Annotated in this window: 14 protein-coding genes; 7 read left to right on the top strand and 7 right to left on the bottom strand. The window is 68.2% G+C overall.

Annotated features, from left to right (window positions below):
* Nucleotides 1–66: 66 nt before the first annotated feature.
* On the top strand, nucleotides 67–1,149 hold the full coding sequence (locus tag GPA04_RS16395; RefSeq protein ID WP_156225290.1) for a glycosyltransferase family protein: 1,083 nt from the start codon (nucleotides 67–69) through the stop codon (nucleotides 1,147–1,149).
* Here GPA04_RS16395 and GPA04_RS16390 read toward each other — a convergent pair.
* The 5 genes from GPA04_RS16390 to GPA04_RS16370 are packed head-to-tail and all read right to left on the bottom strand — an operon-like array spanning nucleotide 1,113 to nucleotide 7,016.
* A complete protein-coding gene (locus GPA04_RS16390) occupies nucleotides 1,113–2,927 on the bottom strand; it encodes a glycosyltransferase (protein ID WP_156225289.1) in 1,815 nt (604 codons plus the stop codon). The two genes, GPA04_RS16395 and GPA04_RS16390, sit on opposite strands and share 37 nt — an antisense overlap.
* Nucleotides 2,920–4,221 (bottom strand): glycosyltransferase, encoded by a 1,302-nt coding sequence (locus tag GPA04_RS16385; protein ID WP_162458642.1) that lies wholly within the window; start codon nucleotides 4,219–4,221, stop codon nucleotides 2,920–2,922. The genes GPA04_RS16390 and GPA04_RS16385 overlap by 8 nt, the downstream gene beginning before the upstream one ends.
* On the bottom strand, nucleotides 4,221–5,324 hold the full coding sequence (locus GPA04_RS16380; protein ID WP_156225287.1) for a glycosyltransferase: 1,104 nt from the start codon (nucleotides 5,322–5,324) through the stop codon (nucleotides 4,221–4,223). Before GPA04_RS16380 ends, GPA04_RS16385 begins: the two co-directional genes overlap by 1 nt.
* Complete coding sequence (locus GPA04_RS16375; RefSeq protein WP_156225286.1) at nucleotides 5,321–6,127, bottom strand: ABC transporter ATP-binding protein; 807 nt, start codon at nucleotides 6,125–6,127, stop codon at nucleotides 5,321–5,323. Before GPA04_RS16375 ends, GPA04_RS16380 begins: the two co-directional genes overlap by 4 nt.
* A gap of 22 nt (nucleotides 6,128–6,149) precedes the next feature.
* Nucleotides 6,150–7,016, bottom strand: coding sequence for an ABC transporter permease (locus tag GPA04_RS16370; protein WP_156225285.1), 867 nt, complete (start codon nucleotides 7,014–7,016; stop codon nucleotides 6,150–6,152).
* Nucleotides 7,017–7,216: 200 nt separating this feature from the next.
* Between GPA04_RS16370 and GPA04_RS16365 the strand changes: the two genes are divergently transcribed.
* The 6 genes from GPA04_RS16365 (at nucleotide 7,217) to GPA04_RS16340 (ending at nucleotide 14,256) form a co-directional block, all read left to right on the top strand.
* Nucleotides 7,217–7,822, top strand: a complete 606-nt coding sequence (locus tag GPA04_RS16365; protein ID WP_156225284.1) for an acyltransferase — start codon at nucleotides 7,217–7,219, stop codon at nucleotides 7,820–7,822.
* On the top strand, nucleotides 7,819–8,916 hold the full coding sequence (locus GPA04_RS16360) for a DegT/DnrJ/EryC1/StrS family aminotransferase (protein WP_156225283.1): 1,098 nt from the start codon (nucleotides 7,819–7,821) through the stop codon (nucleotides 8,914–8,916). Before GPA04_RS16365 ends, GPA04_RS16360 begins: the two co-directional genes overlap by 4 nt.
* The gene (locus GPA04_RS16355; RefSeq protein WP_156225282.1) at nucleotides 8,916–9,908 is read left to right on the top strand and encodes a Gfo/Idh/MocA family protein; all 993 of its coding nucleotides are present in this window, start codon (nucleotides 8,916–8,918) and stop codon (nucleotides 9,906–9,908) included. Before GPA04_RS16360 ends, GPA04_RS16355 begins: the two co-directional genes overlap by 1 nt.
* An 87-nt stretch (nucleotides 9,909–9,995) precedes the next feature.
* On the top strand, nucleotides 9,996–11,288 hold the full coding sequence (locus GPA04_RS16350) for a nucleotide sugar dehydrogenase (protein WP_156225281.1): 1,293 nt from the start codon (nucleotides 9,996–9,998) through the stop codon (nucleotides 11,286–11,288).
* Nucleotides 11,289–11,410: 122 nt separating this feature from the next.
* Entirely contained in the window at nucleotides 11,411–12,907 is a 1,497-nt protein-coding gene (locus tag GPA04_RS16345) for a glycosyltransferase family 4 protein (protein ID WP_156225280.1), read from the top strand.
* 38 nt (nucleotides 12,908–12,945) lie between these two features.
* On the top strand, nucleotides 12,946–14,256 hold the full coding sequence (locus GPA04_RS16340) for an FG-GAP-like repeat-containing protein (protein ID WP_156225279.1): 1,311 nt from the start codon (nucleotides 12,946–12,948) through the stop codon (nucleotides 14,254–14,256).
* A gap of 32 nt (nucleotides 14,257–14,288) precedes the next feature.
* On the opposite strand, the gene GPA04_RS16335 is transcribed toward GPA04_RS16340, so the two are convergent.
* Entirely contained in the window at nucleotides 14,289–14,996 is a 708-nt protein-coding gene (locus tag GPA04_RS16335; RefSeq protein WP_162458641.1) for a DUF8692 domain-containing protein, read from the bottom strand.
* A gap of 66 nt (nucleotides 14,997–15,062) precedes the next feature.
* Entirely contained in the window at nucleotides 15,063–15,845 is a 783-nt protein-coding gene (locus GPA04_RS16330; protein WP_206674261.1) for a glycosyltransferase family 2 protein, read from the bottom strand.
* Nucleotides 15,846–15,855 lie beyond the last annotated feature (10 nt).

Here is a 15,855-nt window from a genome sequence, read left to right as displayed (position 1 = left end):
CAGGTCCCTCCGGTGGCGCGATCGGCAGCATTGCGCACCAGGTGGCTGCTGAAGGGCGCACCACGGGTGAGTTCTGACCGGCCTGCCGTGGCGCCCGGCGAACCACGGCTGCTGGTGGCACCGGCGAACTTCGCGGGTCAGGGGTACGCGTGGTCGCGTGCAGTCACCTCACACCTCGCCGGCGCCAGCGCGGTCTGCGTCGAGGTCGGCGTCGGCGCGCTGCTGATGCCCACCGACCAGCGGATCTCGCCTGTCGTTGCCGATGGCGATGGCGACTGGGCTCGACAGCAGCTGGCGTGGGTCAGCACGAACTTCTCCCATGTACTCCTCGAGGCTGGCAGACCGCTGTTCGGTGTCCTCTTTCATCGCGACGTAGGTGCCGAAGTCGAGGCCCTGCGAGATGCGGGGCTCGCCATTGCGCTGATCGCCCATGGGACGGACGTGCGTTTGCCCTCACGCCACGCCGACCGTGAGCCGTGGTCTCCGTTCACGCCAGGAGTGCTCGCAGATCTGGTCCTACGAGAGCACAGGGCTCGCGAGGTCGCTGCAGTCTTCGCCGCTTTCGACGGTCCCACGTTCGTCTCGACACCCGATCTTCTCGACGACGTGCCGGGTGCGACGTGGTGCCCGGTTGTCGTCGATGCCGCTCGGTGGAGCGAGCTGGCCGCACCGAGCCCGCATATGGTCCCCACTGTGCTGCATGTGCCCAGTCGAGGTCCGATGAAGGGGTCAGAGCTGGTCGACCCGGTGATGCGACGCATGGACGAGGCGGGGCTCATCCGATACCACCGTGCGAACCAGGTGAGATCGCATCAGATGCCCGAGGTGGTCCAGGCCGCAGACATCGTGCTCGACCAGTTCCGGATCGGCAGCTACGGCGTGGCAGCCTGCGAGGCAATGGCGGCTGGGCGGGTCGTCGTCGGGCATGTGCGGACGGACGTGCGCGATCGAGTCAGGGCGACGACCGGCCTCGACCTGCCGATCGTCGAGGCAACGCCAGACGACGTCCAGGACGTCGTCAGCGGTCTGGCTGCCGATCCCGAGCGTCGCGCGCGGATCGGCCACGAGGGTCGCCGCTACGCGTCCGCCGTGCACGACGGCCGTGCGGCGGCTCAGGCGCTCCGCGGTTGGTTGTCGGGATCTTCCTGAGCCATCGACCACAGGTCTTGGACGCTGGGCACTCCGAGGATTCGCACGTCAGGGAACTCGCGCGCGAGCCGCCAGGCGACCGGGCGGGTCGTCGTGTCGAGCATCGCCACCGCAACCACGGGGAGCTCACGCATCCGATCGATGATCCGGTCAGTCCATCGCCAGCCGGAGTACCACGGGTCGACGTAGGAGTAGCCGAATCGGTACAAGCCGCGGTCGTGGACAGCCCGAGCCACGCGGGTGTGGCGACCCTGGACCCGCTCCGCGCGGCGCCGCCACGTCTCCTCTCGCGAGCCGCCGCCCATCACCTTGGCGGCGAAGGCACCGACATCGGTGACTCGGCGAAGCAGCCATGCAGGGAGGTCGCTGATGAGCGCACGCTCGGGCAGGTGCCAGGGCGCGTTGCTCATCGTCCCGCTGAAGTCGAGAACCTCGACACGAGGGTCACAGGCGTCGCGCTCGCCCGCCTCGTCCGTGGCCTGGATCAGTCGGACGCCGGCGTGCGTCGCCATCAGTGCGAGCTGGTGCATCCGGCGGTACGCGCGCGGAGAGTTGGCCAGCGCCACGAGCGTGGGAGCGTCGTCAGGAAGGTCCGGCGCGGCAGGCCCCCCGTCGAGGACGGCAAGGAGCCGAGCTCCGAACGCCTCCTCGCCGTACCGCTCGAGCAGGTCTGCCTTGATGCGCGACGCATCGGCCCCTGGGGCAGACGACTCCAGGACGCGTGCGGCGGCCACGACATCGGCGACGCTCGGTCGGATTCCTACGAACCTGGCCAGTCCGGCAGACGCAGCCTCGGCAAGCGTCTCTTCCGGACCACCGGACGTCGTCGTGATGACCGGGAGCCCCGTCAACGCGGCCTCGACCAGCGTGAGCCCGAAGGTCTCCAACGTCGACAGGTGAACCAGGACATCGGCGGCCAAGAAGTGCGGAGGAAGGTCCTCGGGAGCAACTGGACCCGTGAACCTGACCGCGTCAGCGATGCCCAGCTCATGTGCGCGCTCGCGCAGCTTCTCGTCCAGCTCCCCGCCACCCACGAACGTGAGGCTCGTCGTGCGGTCGGGGTGGTCCTCGTGCCAACGTGCGAAGGACTCCAGGATCCTCAGCACGCCCTTCCGCTCGATCAGGTTGCCGACGAACAGCCAGCGGTCGAGGGATCCAGGGGTCGATGGGCGCAGTGGCAGCGTTCGCGACCGCACGGGGTTGCCGAGCGCCGCCACCTTGGCGCGGTGCTCGGGGAACGTCCGGCGGATGCGGCGCGCCTCCGCGTCACCGACCGCCAGCACGTGGGCAGAGCCCGCCAGGACCTCGCGGTACATCTGACGACCGGCGGGATGGCTGAGCTCCCGTGCCAGATAGGTCGCATGCTCGGTCACCACCAGGCGCGTCTCGGGCCGGACGACGCCAGCCACAGCCCAGCCCGCGGGGATCCCGACGTGGGCGTGCACGGCATCCGCACCTTCGATCAGGTCGCGCGCGTGCTCCACCAGCGCGTTCCGCTGGTTTCGGCCCATCTGCTGCCGGCTCGTGCCGGGCGGCGTCGGCACAGGGATACGGAGCACGTCGATGTCGCCGTAGCGCTCCCAGGCGGCGGGTGTGCAGTCCTCAGGAAGTCGGTTGTCGACATGGACGACCGGCGGCAGGGAGCCGTCGAGCGCGTGGCCCAGAGAGCGAACCGTGTCAGCCACGAAGACACCCGCGAAGGGGTGTTTGGAGCTCGGGAACCACGGTGTGACCACGACCAGCTGCGCGCTCTCCCGTCCCGGGTCTGACTCAGCCATGGGTGAGCCTCCGCAGCTCGAGCTCGAAAGGTTCTAGGAGGTTGGCGCGACGGTACCGCTCCGCGTGCACGAGCGCGGCGGCGTGGTCATCCGCAGTGACAGTACGAGCCGCGCGGGCAGCCGCGACGTATGCCTCCGCTGCGGCCTCGATCGAGAGCTCGGTAACCGGGAACCAGAGCGGGTAGCCGCGGAGCGGGTCGCTCGCGGCTGTCTCGGGGGTGTGGATGGCGACGATGGGTTTGCCGGTCGCCATCGCCTCGTAGACCTTCCCCGCGGTCACGTACCGCGACGACGGGATCGCGATCACGACGACATCCATCTCGGCGTACACGCGACGCAGATCGGTCTTGCTGATAGCGCCGCGCCAGACCACCCCGGACCCGGGTCCGGGGAGCAGCTTGCGGATGATCGGGACCGCCTGCGGGAAGAATCCGAGGTGCCCATAGAGGTCGAAGGTTGCACCCTCGAGCTCGGGTGCGGAGCGTGCGTCCTCCCAGCCTTGCCAGGCCTCCGTGTGTGGCCAGACCTCGGTGATCGTGCCGACGCTGCCGAACCGTAGCGGCTGAGCAGGGTCCGGACGTCGGAACGGCGGAGCGTCGAACAGGTCCGGGTCGTAGCCGTTCTCGAGGACCAGCATCCGGTCAGCCACGTCGGGGTAGCGCTCGGCGTGCCACTGCCGCATGGGCTCGTTGACGAACACGGCAGCAGCCGCGCCCGCCATCACGGACGCCTCGGCAGCGCGGGCAGGATGTCCGGGCGGGAAGGCGTCGGATTCGGTGAACTGGCTCAGGGTCCAGGAGTCGCGGTAGTCGAGAACGTACGGGATGCGTGTGGCGCGATGCATCAGGCGCGCTGCCTCAAAACTGCTCCAGGGATTCCCCGTCGAGAGCACGAGATCGATGCGCTCGCGACGATGCACCCGGAGCGCATCGGCCACGACGCCCGGGATCCAGCGCGTGTACTTGTCCGGGAAGACCTTGCCCACCAGCCCATCGATGTGGGCCGCTGGCTTGGGAAAGTTGGCGCGCCACCACCCGACGTTGCGGAGGTCCGACTGCAGGTGGCCGCGCGGCATGCGCACGCGACGGACCCGAACCTCGGGATGGATCCGTTCGAGCAGACCGGGATCGGCGGAGCCGGTGACCTCGTCGAAGTACGCCTCGTCGACGGTGATGACCGTCACTCGCCAGCCGTGCGCCGCCAGGTAGTTGGCAAGCGCTAGGGCGCGGTACACGCCGGAGGCCCGCGAGGGCGGGAAGTACATCGCGATCAGCAGCAGGTGAGGCATCGTCATCATGATGACGTCTTCACGCTCAATGCCTTGACGGCGCTGGCGAAGGCGGCGAGCTCGGTCGGCTCATCGGGTGTCCCGGCACGCCAGCTGCGTGCCGCCTCGTGCAGCGACGTGAGATCAGTAGGGCTGCTGGCCCACGAGCGCAGCTGCTCGGCGACCTCGGCCGCCGACGCGCAGACCACGCCGTTGCCCCACGTCTGGAGGAGCTCGACGACCCGGGGGAGCGGCGTCGCGACGACGGCGAGTCCGACCGCTGTGTACTCGTAGAGCTTGCTGGGCACCGCCTCCCGAAACGCCGGTGTGTCCTCAAGCAGAAGCAAACCTGCCCACGCGCCCTGCGCCAGCTGCCACGCCTGACGGGGAGGCAGCTGACCGTGCACGCGCACTCGGCCACCGAGGTCATGATCGGCCTCGACGCGCTCCAGGAGCTCACGAGCGGCGGCGGTACTCACCCGGCCGACGAGATCGAGCGTCCAGCTGGGGGCTGCGCGCATCGCCTCGATCATCGCGTCGAGCCCGCGGCTGGAGCGGATGTCGCCGATGTAGATGGCGCGCGGTTGCGGCTCAGGGTCAGCAGGTGCGGGGAGAAAGCTGAGGTCGGCGTTGTTGCTGAGCACGATCCGACGTGGCGCCGCGGGGAGGAGATGCTTGTCCGCGACAACAGTGAGGTCAGCGCGAGCGGCCGCCCACGAGCCCAGCCGCGCCCACGCCCGACCGAGCAGACCGGCGATGCCGCGAGCCCACGCGCGGTCGCCCAGCAGCGCCGCGTAGTCCTCATGGACGTCGGCGACGATCCGGCGGCCTCGCCCGGGACCGAGCAGGCGATGCAGGACGGTCATGAACGCCATGTCCGGGTCGAGCGTGATGACGGTGCCGGCGCGGGTGCGCCACGGGAGCGACGCGGCGTGGACGGCTCGCTGCACCGGGTTGCCGCGCTTCCAGGTGCGCACGGTGGCGCCAGCCGGCCCGTCCGAGCTCGCACCCAGCGCGAGAACCTCGACGGCGAGCCCGCGCCGTTGCAGAGCCGCTGTCTCTCGGTGGAGGCGAGCATCGGCTGCGTCGTGCCCCGAGGTGAGCACGGCGACGTCCGCTCGCCCGCTCATAGATCTTCGAGCGTGAAGGCGTTCTCTCCGACCTCGAGGAACTTCGTGTAGGCCTTGATGCAGGCATCAGGTGTGTCGTGCATCATCAGCTTGCCCTTGTGGATCCAGAGGGCGTCGTCGCACATCTCGCGTACAGCGTTCAACGAGTGCGATACGAGGAACATGGCACGGGCCGATTTCATCAGCTCTGCCATCTTCGCGTTGGCCTTGACCTTGAAGCTGGCGTCACCGGCCGAGAGCGCCTCGTCGATCAGCAGGATGTCGGGGTCCATGTGCACGGAGACGGAGAACGCCAGCCGCTGGTACATCCCGGACGAGTAGGTCCGGACCGGCACATCGATGAACTCACCGATCTCGGCGAACGCAGCAACTTCTTCTGCGCGCGCTACGACCTCCTTGCGGCTCAGGCCAGACGCAAGACCGCCCAGGATCACATTCTCGCGTCCGGTCAGGGCGGAGTTGAACCCCACGCCGAGCGCGAGCAGCGCGCTGATCCGACCGCGCACCTCGACACGACCGGATGACGGCGGCAAGACACCGGCGATCGCCCTCATCAAGGTGGACTTGCCGGCGCCGTTCGCGCCGATGATTCCGACCGACGAGCCGCGTGTGACGTCGAAGCTGACGCCTTTGAGCGCCTCGACGACATGCACGGCGCGCTCGCCACGGCCGAGCCGGACGATCGCCGACTTGAGAGTGGGAACCTTCTCGAACGTCGTGCGGTAGGTGATTGAGACGTCCTGGACGCTGACGACCGGGGGCTCGCCCGGGCTCGGCTTCTGAGCTGAGTGAGCGATGTCCATCTCAGCGTCGTCGTAGGTGCTATCAGAGGCGGACAGTGAAATCACGCTCCCGAGACATGAACAGCAGCGATCCGACGACGAACATGACGACGGCCCAGACGGCACCCATCACCCAGGTCGTCGGGCTCGGCATCACGCCGTTGAGGCTGAGCTCGACCCAACCGCCGACGATCGAGTAGAGAGGATTGACGATCCGGTTGATCGCCATCAAGGTGCCGAACTGTCCGGCGGTGTCGTGGACCGCCCAGAGGATCGGTGAGACGTAGAGCCAGATCCTGCTGAAGTAGGGCAGGAAGCTCGAGGTGTCCCGGAAGTAGACCTGCAGCGTCGCAAGAAGAGCAGCGATCCCCATGGCGAAGACGACGGCATACCCCAGGAACACGACGGACAGGAGCATCGTCCACGACCAACCCGCACCGGACAGCAGATGGAGCAGGACGTAGACCGGAAGGGTGGGCAGGAACCTGAACCATGCTGTTCTGACCGCAGCGAACGGCATGAGCAGGCGTGGGAAGTTCATGTTCATGATCAGCCGCCCGCCGCCCGTCACCGAGCTGGCGCCGGAGGACATGCTTCCCGCCACGAAAGTGAAGAGGAAGAGGCCGCCTGTCAGGTTGGCCAGCCGCGGGAGGCCACCTGAGTCCCCGCCGCGGAGAACAGCGATCAGGAAGTAGTAGACGAGCGCGAGCAGCAGCGGATTCAGGACCAGCCAGAGCTGCCCGAAGACTGTCTGCGTGTTGGCTGCCCGGATGCCGGACTTGGAGAACTCAGCCGCAAACTCCCGGCGAGCCCAGAGACCGCGAAAATAGGGAACGAGTGGAGGGATGCCTGCGCGATGAGGTTCATAGACGTGCACCTCATCCGCGGTATCCGTGGCCGACCTTGCCAACTCTCACCCTCCTCGTCCCCGACCGGGCGGCCAATGGACGTCGGTCAGGATACCCACCATCTCCTTCGTGCGGACGGGTGGGCGAGGCCGAGCGACGGAGGGGTGGCGCGACTCACAGGTCGGCGCCCGCGCCACCTGCGGGCCGCCCGGCTACGCTTGCGGCGTCCATCCGGACACGGCTGCGCCAGGGAAGGGCCAGGATGAGTACCAGGATCGTTGAGTCGGCGGACGTCGATGCTCGTGCCTCCATCGGCGACGGTACGTCCGTCTGGCACCTGGCTCAGGTACGCGAGAGCGCCGTGCTGGGAGAGAACTGCGTCATCGGCCGGGGCGCCTACGTGGGCACCGGTGTGACCATGGGCGACAACTGCAAGGTTCAGAACTACGCCCTCGTCTACGAGCCGGCGGTCCTGGAGGACGGTGTCTTCATCGGCCCGGCCGTCGTGCTGACCAACGACACCTTTCCGCGCGCCATCAACCCCGACGGCTCGCTGAAGAGCGGCCACGACTGGGAGGCGGTCGGTGTGACGATCCGCCGAGGAGCGTCTGTGGGCGCCCGTGCCGTGTGCGTGGCACCGGTCACGATCGGCCGGTTTGCCACCGTGGCAGCAGGCGCCGTGGTGACGAAGGACGTGCCCGACTTCGCACTGGTGGCCGGAGTTCCGGCGCGCCGGATCAAGTGGGTGGGCCGGGCCGGGCTTCCCCTAGTGTCTGTCGGGGACGGACGTTGGGAGTGCCCACGTACGTCTGAGATCTATATCGAGCGCGGCGAGACGTTGGTGCCGCAGGACGAGGAGCAAGCGTGAACGACCTGATCCCGGCCGCGAAGCCGATCATCGGCGACGACGAGCGCGCCGCCGTCGACCGCGTCATGCGCAGCGGCATGATCGCGCAGGGCCCCGAGGTCGCCGCCTTCGAGAAGGAGTTCGGAGAGCAGCTGGCGGGAGGCCGCGAGTCGGTCGCCGTCAACTCGGGCACCGCCGGGCTGCACCTCGGACTGCTGGCGGCGGGGATCGGACCGGGCGACGAGGTGATCGTGCCGTCGTTCACCTTCGCCGCGACCGGCAACTCGGTCGCGCTCACCGGTGCGACGCCCGTCTTCGCCGACATCGAGCCCGATCAGTTCTGCCTCGACGTCGAGTCTGTGCGCGCCTCCATCACGGACCGCACCAAGGCGATCATGCCGGTGCACCTGTACGGGCACCCCGCCGACATGGCCGGCCTGTCAGCACTCGCGGCCGAGCACGGTCTGCAGATCTTCGAGGACGCGGCGCAGGCCCACGGCGCTGAGCTCGGCGGCCAGCAGGTCGGCACCTTCGGCGACTTCGCGATGTTCTCCCTGTACCCGACGAAGAACATGACCTCCGGCGAGGGCGGGATGGTGTCCTGCGCCAACGGCGACATCGCACGTCAGGTGCGGCTGCTCCGCAACCAGGGCATGGAGCGCCAGTACGCCAACGAGGTGATCGGGTTCAACGCCCGCATGACCGATATCCACGCCGCCATCGGTCGCGTCCAGCTGGGCAAGGTGGGTGGCTGGACGGCGGATCGGCAGCGCAACGCGGCGTTCCTCGACGCCAACCTCGAGGGCGTCGTCGTGCCCCCGGTGGCCGAGGGTGCCACGCACGTCTACCACCAGTACACGATCCGCGTGGTCGAGGACCGGGACCGTGTGGTCAAGGCCCTCCGTGAGGAGCACGGCATCGGCAGCGGGGTCTACTACCCGATCCCGAACCACCGGCTGGAGTCGCTCGCGCCGTTCGCGCCCGGGCTGGACCTGCCGGAGACCGAGCGCGCGGCTCGCGAGGTGATCTCGCTCCCGGTGCACCCGTCGTTGACGCAGGAGCACCTGGATCGCATCGTCACCGCGGTCAACACCGTCGTCAAGGCAGGTGCCTGATGGCTACCTTGCGAGCAGGCCTCCTCGGCCTCGGCATGATGGGCCGCCACCACGCTCGCGTGCTGCGTTCGCTCGACGGCGTCGAGCTGGTGGCGGTCGCGGACCCCGGTGGCGACCCGCACGGCGTCGCGGGCGGACTCCCCGTGCTGCCTGACGTCCACGCCCTCATCGAGGCCGGTATCGACTACGCGATGGTGGCCGCCCCCACGCGGTTCCACACCGAAGCAGGGCTCGCCCTCGCCGAGGCCGGCGTGCACGCCATGGTCGAGAAGCCGCTGGCGAAGGACACCGAGGGGGCTCGAGCGCTGGCGGACGCGTTCGAGGCCAAGGGTCTTGTGGGCGCCGTCGGGCACATCGAGCGCTACAACCCCGCGCTGCAGTCGCTGCGCGAGCGGCTCGACGGCGGCGAGCTGGGCGACGTCTACCAGATCGCCACCCGACGACAGGGACCCTTCCCCGCTCGGATCGCCGACGTCGGTGTGGTCAAGGACCTCGCCACGCACGACATCGACCTGACGGCGTGGGTCACGCAGCAGCAGTTCACGGCGGTGTCGGCGCGCACCGCGTATAAGAGCGGCCGCGAGCACGAGGACCTGGTGGCCATCACCGGCATCCTCTCGGGCGGCACGGTGAGCAACCACCTGGTCAACTGGCTCTCGCCCATGAAGGAGCGACTGACGGTCGTCACCGGAGAGAAGGGGACGTTCATCGCGGACACGCTGCTGGCGGACCTGACGTTCTACGCCAACGGTGTCGTCAAGACCGTCTGGGAAGACGTCGCTCAGTTCCGTGGCGTCTCCGAGGGCGACGTGATCCGGTACGCCATCTCCAAGCGCGAGCCGTTGCAGGTCGAGCACGAGTCGTTCCGCGATGCCGTCCTCGGCAAGGAGAGCGACATCGTCACCATGCGCCAGGGATACGCGACTGTCGCCGTGGCCGAGGCTGTGCTGGCGTCGGCCGCCGACGGAACGACTGTTCCGATCACCGTCTGACGTCGCTCGGGCCAGGAACGGCTCCGAGGCCCGACACCGCGGCGCCGCCGCTAGATAGACCGATGGTCCTGAAGGAAGGAACCGCGAGTGAAGATCGCTGTCGTGGCGCTGGGCAAGATCGGACTGCCCCTCGCAGTTCAGTTCGCGTCCAAAGGTCACCAGGTCGTCGGTGTCGACGTCAACGAGAAGATCGTGGACATCGTCAACGCCGGAAACGAGCCGTTTCCGGGCGAGGCGCACCTCCAGGAGAAGATCGCTGAGACGGTAGCGGCGGGCACGCTCCGGGCCACGACCGACTACGGTGACGCAATTCCCGGCGCCGATGCGGTCGTCATCGTCGTGCCGCTCTTCGTCAACGACGAGACGTGGGAACCCGACTTCGGCTGGATGGACAGCGCGACGCGATCGCTCGCCCAGCACCTCACGCCCGGCACCCTGATCTCCTACGAAACCACGCTTCCGGTCGGCACCACCCGCAGCCGCTGGAAGCCGCTGATCGAGGAGGTCTCCGGTCTGACGGAAGGCACGGACTTCCACCTGGTGTTCTCGCCAGAGCGTGTGCTCACCGGTCGCGTGTTCGCCGATCTGCGCAAGTATCCGAAGCTGGTCGGCGGTCTCACCGAGGCCGGTGCTGCGCTCGCCACCCAGTTCTACGAGGCTGTGCTCGACTTCGACGAGCGGCCCGACCTCGAGCGCGGCAACGGGGTCTGGGACCTCGGGAGCGCCGAGGCGGCTGAGATGGCGAAGCTGGCCGAGACCACTTATCGCGACGTCAACATCGGGCTGGCCAACCAGTTCGGGAAGTTCGCAGCCGAGAACGGCATCGACGTCTTCCAGGTGATCGACGCCTCGAACTCGCAGCCCTACAGTCACATCCATCGCCCGGGCATCGCCGTCGGTGGTCACTGCATCCCGGTCTACCCTCGCCTGTACCTGTGGACAGATCCTGACGCCACCGTCGTGAGGGCTGCCCGCGAGGCCAACATGCAGATGCCGGGCTACACCGTCGGTCTGCTCGAGGGTGCGATCGGCGGTCTGGCGGGGAAGCGAATCGCTGTCCTGGGGGCGTCATACCGTGGGCGCGTCAAGGAGACGGCGTTCTCAGGCGTCTTCCCGACTGTCGCGGCACTGCGCTCAGCCGGTGCCGAGGTCGTCGTCCACGATCCGATGTACACCGCCGAGGAGCTCGGTGGATATGGCTTCGACGCCTACGCCCTCGGGGAGCCGATCGACGGTGCCATCATCCAGGCAGACCACCCTGAGTACGCGGGGCTGTCTGCGGCGATGCTGCCGGGCGTCGAGGTTCTCGTCGACGGTCGTAACATGACAGATGATGACGGTTGGGACGGCGTCAAGCGCATCGTTGTCGGTCAGGGTTGAGAACGAGTCGAGTCTGAGTTCCTCGACCAGGAGCACCGGTCGAACGCCCTGTGGAGCGGCGAGACGGTCCGCGCCTGCCCGTCCAGTAACCTGGTGCTGTTGCACTGAGGCACGACCTGGGGATGAGCGTGGACGACGTGGTTCCTGAAAGTCCCACGGCTGGCCCCACGACTGCGCCGAAGGTCGTCATGGTCGTGCACACCGACATCGTCGCTGATGCCCGAGTCCGCAAGTCTGCCCAGACGGTCCACAAGCTCGGCTATGACGTGGTCCTGATCCATGGACTTCCGCGCGGGGCGACCGAGCGCGTCGAGGCGAACCTCGAAGGAATCCCGACCATCGGGCTCCCGGTTCCTTTCTCGTTGGCCGCTCTCAAGGCGGAGCGGGAGCGCGCTCGCCGCGCACGGCGCCCAGGGTTTCCTGGCTATCGCTCCAACGCAGAGGCCGAGTGGGCGCGTCAGCAGAAGGAAATTGCGGGCTTCCGAGCTTCCCGGCACCCGCGGCTCGTGCGCGCCATGTTCCGCCTCGCCCGGTTGCTGACCGAGTGGCGCGTGCGCTACCACGACGGCCGGGAGGCTCGCCTTCAGCGGCGGTGGGCCGCGTTCGACGACCAGGAGCGCCCGGTGAGCCGCCTGGACTGGAACTACGAAGTTCCCGCCTTCTCAGACATCAGTCTGGCGTTCACCCGCGAGATCTGGCGCCACGACCCCGCCATCATCCACGCCCACGATGCCGCGGTTCTGGAAGCGGTTGTCAACGCGACGAACCACCTTGCTGCCCGCGGGGCGCGCCCGCGCCTGATCTACGACGCGCACGAGTTCGTAGCCGGCGCGGTCCGGTCGAGCGAACGGTTGCGAACCGCGTGGCGGCAGATGGAGGCGCATCACATCAAGAGCGTGGACGCGGTGATCACGGTCAGCGAGCCCATCGCCGATGCGCTCCACCGCAACCATCGGCTTGCTGCCCGGCCGACGGTGGTCCTGAACGCGCCTGTCGTCAGCAGTCGCGCCGTGGCCCCGTCCGACATCCGTCGCGACTGCGGGCTCGCTCCAGAGATACCGCTGCTCGTCTACTCCGGGGTGACCGCCCCCAAACGCGGAGTCGCCACCGTGGTCGATGCTCTCGCCCAGGTACCGGGCGTGCACCTCGCCCTCGTCTGTGTCCCGAGCCCGACAGCTCCTTTCGCCCCAGAGCTCGCGCGTCGTGGCGAGGAGATGGGTGTCGCTGACCGCATGCACCTGCTGCAGCCGGTCGAGCCCGAGGCTGTGCTCGACTACCTACGAACGGCTGACCTGGGCATCCACCCCATGATCGGCGGAATTCCTAACCACGAGATGGCCTTGCCCAACAAGATCTTCGACTACGTCTTTGCCGGACTCCCGATCATCACGAGTGACCTGGCCGAGATGGGAGCCTTCGTCCGTCGCACGGGCGTGGGGGAAGTCTTCCCATACGGGGACGTCGACGCGTGCGCGGAAGCACTGACGCGGGCGCTCGCCGCGCTGCCGAGGTACCGGGAGCGCATCGCGCAGGGAGACCTGGAGCAGACCTACTCGTGGGAGAGTCAGGAAGCGAAGCTGGCGTCGTTGTACCGAGCGTCGTCCACAGCCGCCCGCTGAGCTTCTGGGCTCTTGCCCACGTCGATGGGCACGATCTCGTGAACCTGTTTGTCGATGTCGTACCGGAGCGCCTCGTTACGCTGACCACCATGGTTGCTGTGTCAAGTTTCGGCCGTTCCTTCCGTGCGGCTCCCCGACGGTCCCCGAGGCTCGCGCTCGCAGCCCTCGCGGTCATGGTGCTGGGGCTGGCCATGGTGCCCGCGGCTCCCGCTCACGCGGTCACGGAGGCCGCGGCCACGGCAAGGATCCATGCGGACACCAACGCCCACCGCAGCAGCAACGGGCGCGCGCCCCTCGTACGGAATGCCCAGATGGACGCCGTGGCTGCCGCGTGGTCGGACGTGCAGTGCAATCGAGGCGAGATGGGGCACAACCCGCGGTTCGCCCAGCAGATCCCCTCAGGATGGTCGGCAGCGGCGGAGAACGTCGCCAGGGGCTACTCCTATGACCGCGTCGTGGCTGCCTGGATCGGATCCCCGGGGCACAACGCCAACCTTCTGGGCAGCTACACCCACATCGGCATCGGATACTGCGAGCGGAACGGCGACCGCTACTACACGCAGGTCTTCGCGCGCTACCCGGGGTCGCTGCCCGGCGATGGCGCGGCCGGCGGTTCAGCAGTGCTCGCGATCGCATCGAACGGGGTGCTTTACCGCTACCCGGGGACCGGATCGGGGAGTTTCGGAGCTCGGCAGCAGGTCGGTGTGGGCTGGGGTGCCATGAGCCTGGTCACCGGAGTCGGTGACATCACGGGTGATGGGTACCGGGACGTGGTGGCGCGGGACGCCCGCGGACGCCTCGTGCTCTATGCCGGCAGTGCCACGGGCGGCTTGTCTCGTTCCGCCGTGGTGGGGCCGGGCTGGGCACGGATGAACCTCCTGATCGGTGCAGGCGACTTCACCGGAGATGGCCGTGCTGATCTCATGGCCAGGGATACCTCGGGTCGCCTGTGGCTCTACGCCGGCCGGGGCGGCGGGCAGTTGGCAGGAGCAGTACAGATTGGCGTCGGCTGGGGCACGAGGACGGCGATCGTGGCGCCCGGGGACGTCAACGCGGACGGTCACGCGGACATCGTTGCGAGGGACACGGGTGGCCGGCTGTGGCTGTACCCGGGCCGCGGTGACGGTCGGTTCCAAAGTGCGCGGCAGGTCGGCCACGGTTGGCAGATCTTCGATGCCATCGTCGCGCCGGGTGACTTCTCCGGCGATGGTCTGCCTGACCTTCTCGGCCGCACATCAAGCGGTGCATTGATGCTCTACACCAGCACGGCTTCGGGCACGTGGCGTTCAGGCGGACAGGTAGGCGTCGGATGGAGGGGGTTCCGGATTCTCGGGCCGGGCGCCGACTGAGTCCTGCTGCGGCCGTCAGGCTGACCGCGCTGCTACTCCTCCACGGCTGCTCGACTCATCGTGCTGATTGAGCGGATCCCGTCGATCCGCGTGACGACGAGCATCGCGAGCACAGCCAGGACGGCAACCACAGCACCCGTCATCTCGAGCAGCTCTTCAAGGCCAGCCATGGCCTGGTAGGCGCTCCCGCCCGAGGTGGCGCGCCACACCATGCCGCCGACGGCCTCGACTGCCACGACGCCGCCGCCGTACAGCACGACCGCCAGCCGGAGACCGCGTCTCGTCGTGGTGGGCTGACGGCCCGACCAGATCCAGAGCAGCACGGCCCCGGCGAGGGCGATGAGAATGCCGGGGATCAGCCAGGTGAACGTCGGGAACGTGACGCCGAGCCAGGCCTGGATGGCGTTCCCGAGCCCGTTGAGATGCTCGTGGATCTGCACGGTCTCGTCCAGGCTCATGAGCGTGGCGACAGCGGCGGCGACCCACCAGCCCACGGCACGGCCTGGAGTGAGGTAGGCGACGAGCGCAGCGGTCGCCCCGACCAGCAGCAGCAGCGCAGCATTCCAGAAGGTCGGGACGTTCCCCTCACGTGTCACATCGAAGTAGATGTAGAGCAACGCATCGAGCTTCTCTCCCGGCCGGAGGTTGAACAGGAGCTGGTCCACCACGATCAGGAGCAAGCTCACCCCGAAGAGGGCGACTCCTATCGACTTCAACGGCATGGACTCTCGCTCAGACATGACGCCGAACGTAGTTGTCCAGAGTGAGAACTCGATGAGAGCAGCGGGCGAACGGCGTGTCGCGGCTCAGATGCGACCGTTGAGCACCGACCGCGCCGTCGAGGTCGCGAGCGAGCGCACCGAGCGGGGGAGGGACAGCTTCTCGACCTCCCGGTAGAGCTGCCAGTTGTACTTCACGAGCGAGAGCTTGTTGCCGGAGACCGAACCCGCCCGGGCCTCGCGATAGAGGGCCAGCGGTTCCTGGATCCCGTGCGCGACGTGCCCGTCTCGCAGGATCGACAGCCATAGCGCGTAGTCCTGGCGCTTGCGCAGGTCAGGCATCAACCGTGTCCCGAGCGCATCGCGGTCGTACATCGCGGTGAGGCAGCCGATGAAGTTCGCGTCGAGCATGCGGCGGTAGGTGAGGTGGTCGCGGGCGCGGATGATCCGGTCGTCGGGCTCGAAGTCCGCGGCCTCGCCCGTGTAGTCAGCGGGGACCTTGTAGTAGGAGCTGAACGACAGCGGTGCCCGCGTGTCGCGGGCGAACGCGATCTGGCGCTCGAGCTTGTGGGGCAGCCACAGGTCGTCGCTGTCCAGGAACGCCACCCAGGAGCCGTTCGCGCGTGAGATAGCCCGATTGCGCGCGACCGCGGGCCCGCCCGCCTGCTCCGAGCGCTGCGGCTTGATCCGGGGGTCATGGTCCGCGAACCCGGTCAGCACCTCCCACGAGGAGTCCGAGGACCCGTCGTCGGTGATCAGCAGCTCCCAGTCCTGATGCCCCTGCGCGAGGACCGAGCGGACGGCCTGCCCGACCGTGCCGGCGCTGTTGTGGACGGGCATGATGATCGACACCAGTCCGCCGTTCGCCACCCGGCCAGCA

This window comes from Pseudactinotalea suaedae, from assembly GCF_009733815.1.
GTDB lineage: Bacteria > Actinomycetota > Actinomycetes > Actinomycetales > Beutenbergiaceae > Pseudactinotalea > Pseudactinotalea suaedae.
This window is presented reverse-complemented; position numbering and strand designations above follow the sequence as displayed.

What these genes read in the sequence shown, in the direction of transcription:
- GPA04_RS16390 (WP_156225289.1), bottom strand. Translation starts at nt 2,927, where the DNA reads ATGGCTGAGTCAGACCCGGGACGGGAGAGCGCGCAGCTGGTCGTGGTC.
- GPA04_RS16385 (WP_162458642.1), bottom strand. Translation starts at nt 4,221, where the DNA reads ATGACGATGCCTCACCTGCTGCTGATCGCGATGTACTTCCCGCCCTCG.
- GPA04_RS16380 (WP_156225287.1), bottom strand. Translation starts at nt 5,324, where the DNA reads ATGAGCGGGCGAGCGGACGTCGCCGTGCTCACCTCGGGGCACGACGCA.
- GPA04_RS16375 (WP_156225286.1), bottom strand. Translation starts at nt 6,127, where the DNA reads ATGGACATCGCTCACTCAGCTCAGAAGCCGAGCCCGGGCGAGCCCCCG.
- GPA04_RS16365 (WP_156225284.1), top strand. Translation starts at nt 7,217, where the DNA reads ATGAGTACCAGGATCGTTGAGTCGGCGGACGTCGATGCTCGTGCCTCC.
- GPA04_RS16355 (WP_156225282.1), top strand. Translation starts at nt 8,916, where the DNA reads ATGGCTACCTTGCGAGCAGGCCTCCTCGGCCTCGGCATGATGGGCCGC.
- GPA04_RS16345 (WP_156225280.1), top strand. Translation starts at nt 11,411, where the DNA reads ATGAGCGTGGACGACGTGGTTCCTGAAAGTCCCACGGCTGGCCCCACG.
- GPA04_RS16335 (WP_162458641.1), bottom strand. Translation starts at nt 14,996, where the DNA reads ATGTCTGAGCGAGAGTCCATGCCGTTGAAGTCGATAGGAGTCGCCCTC.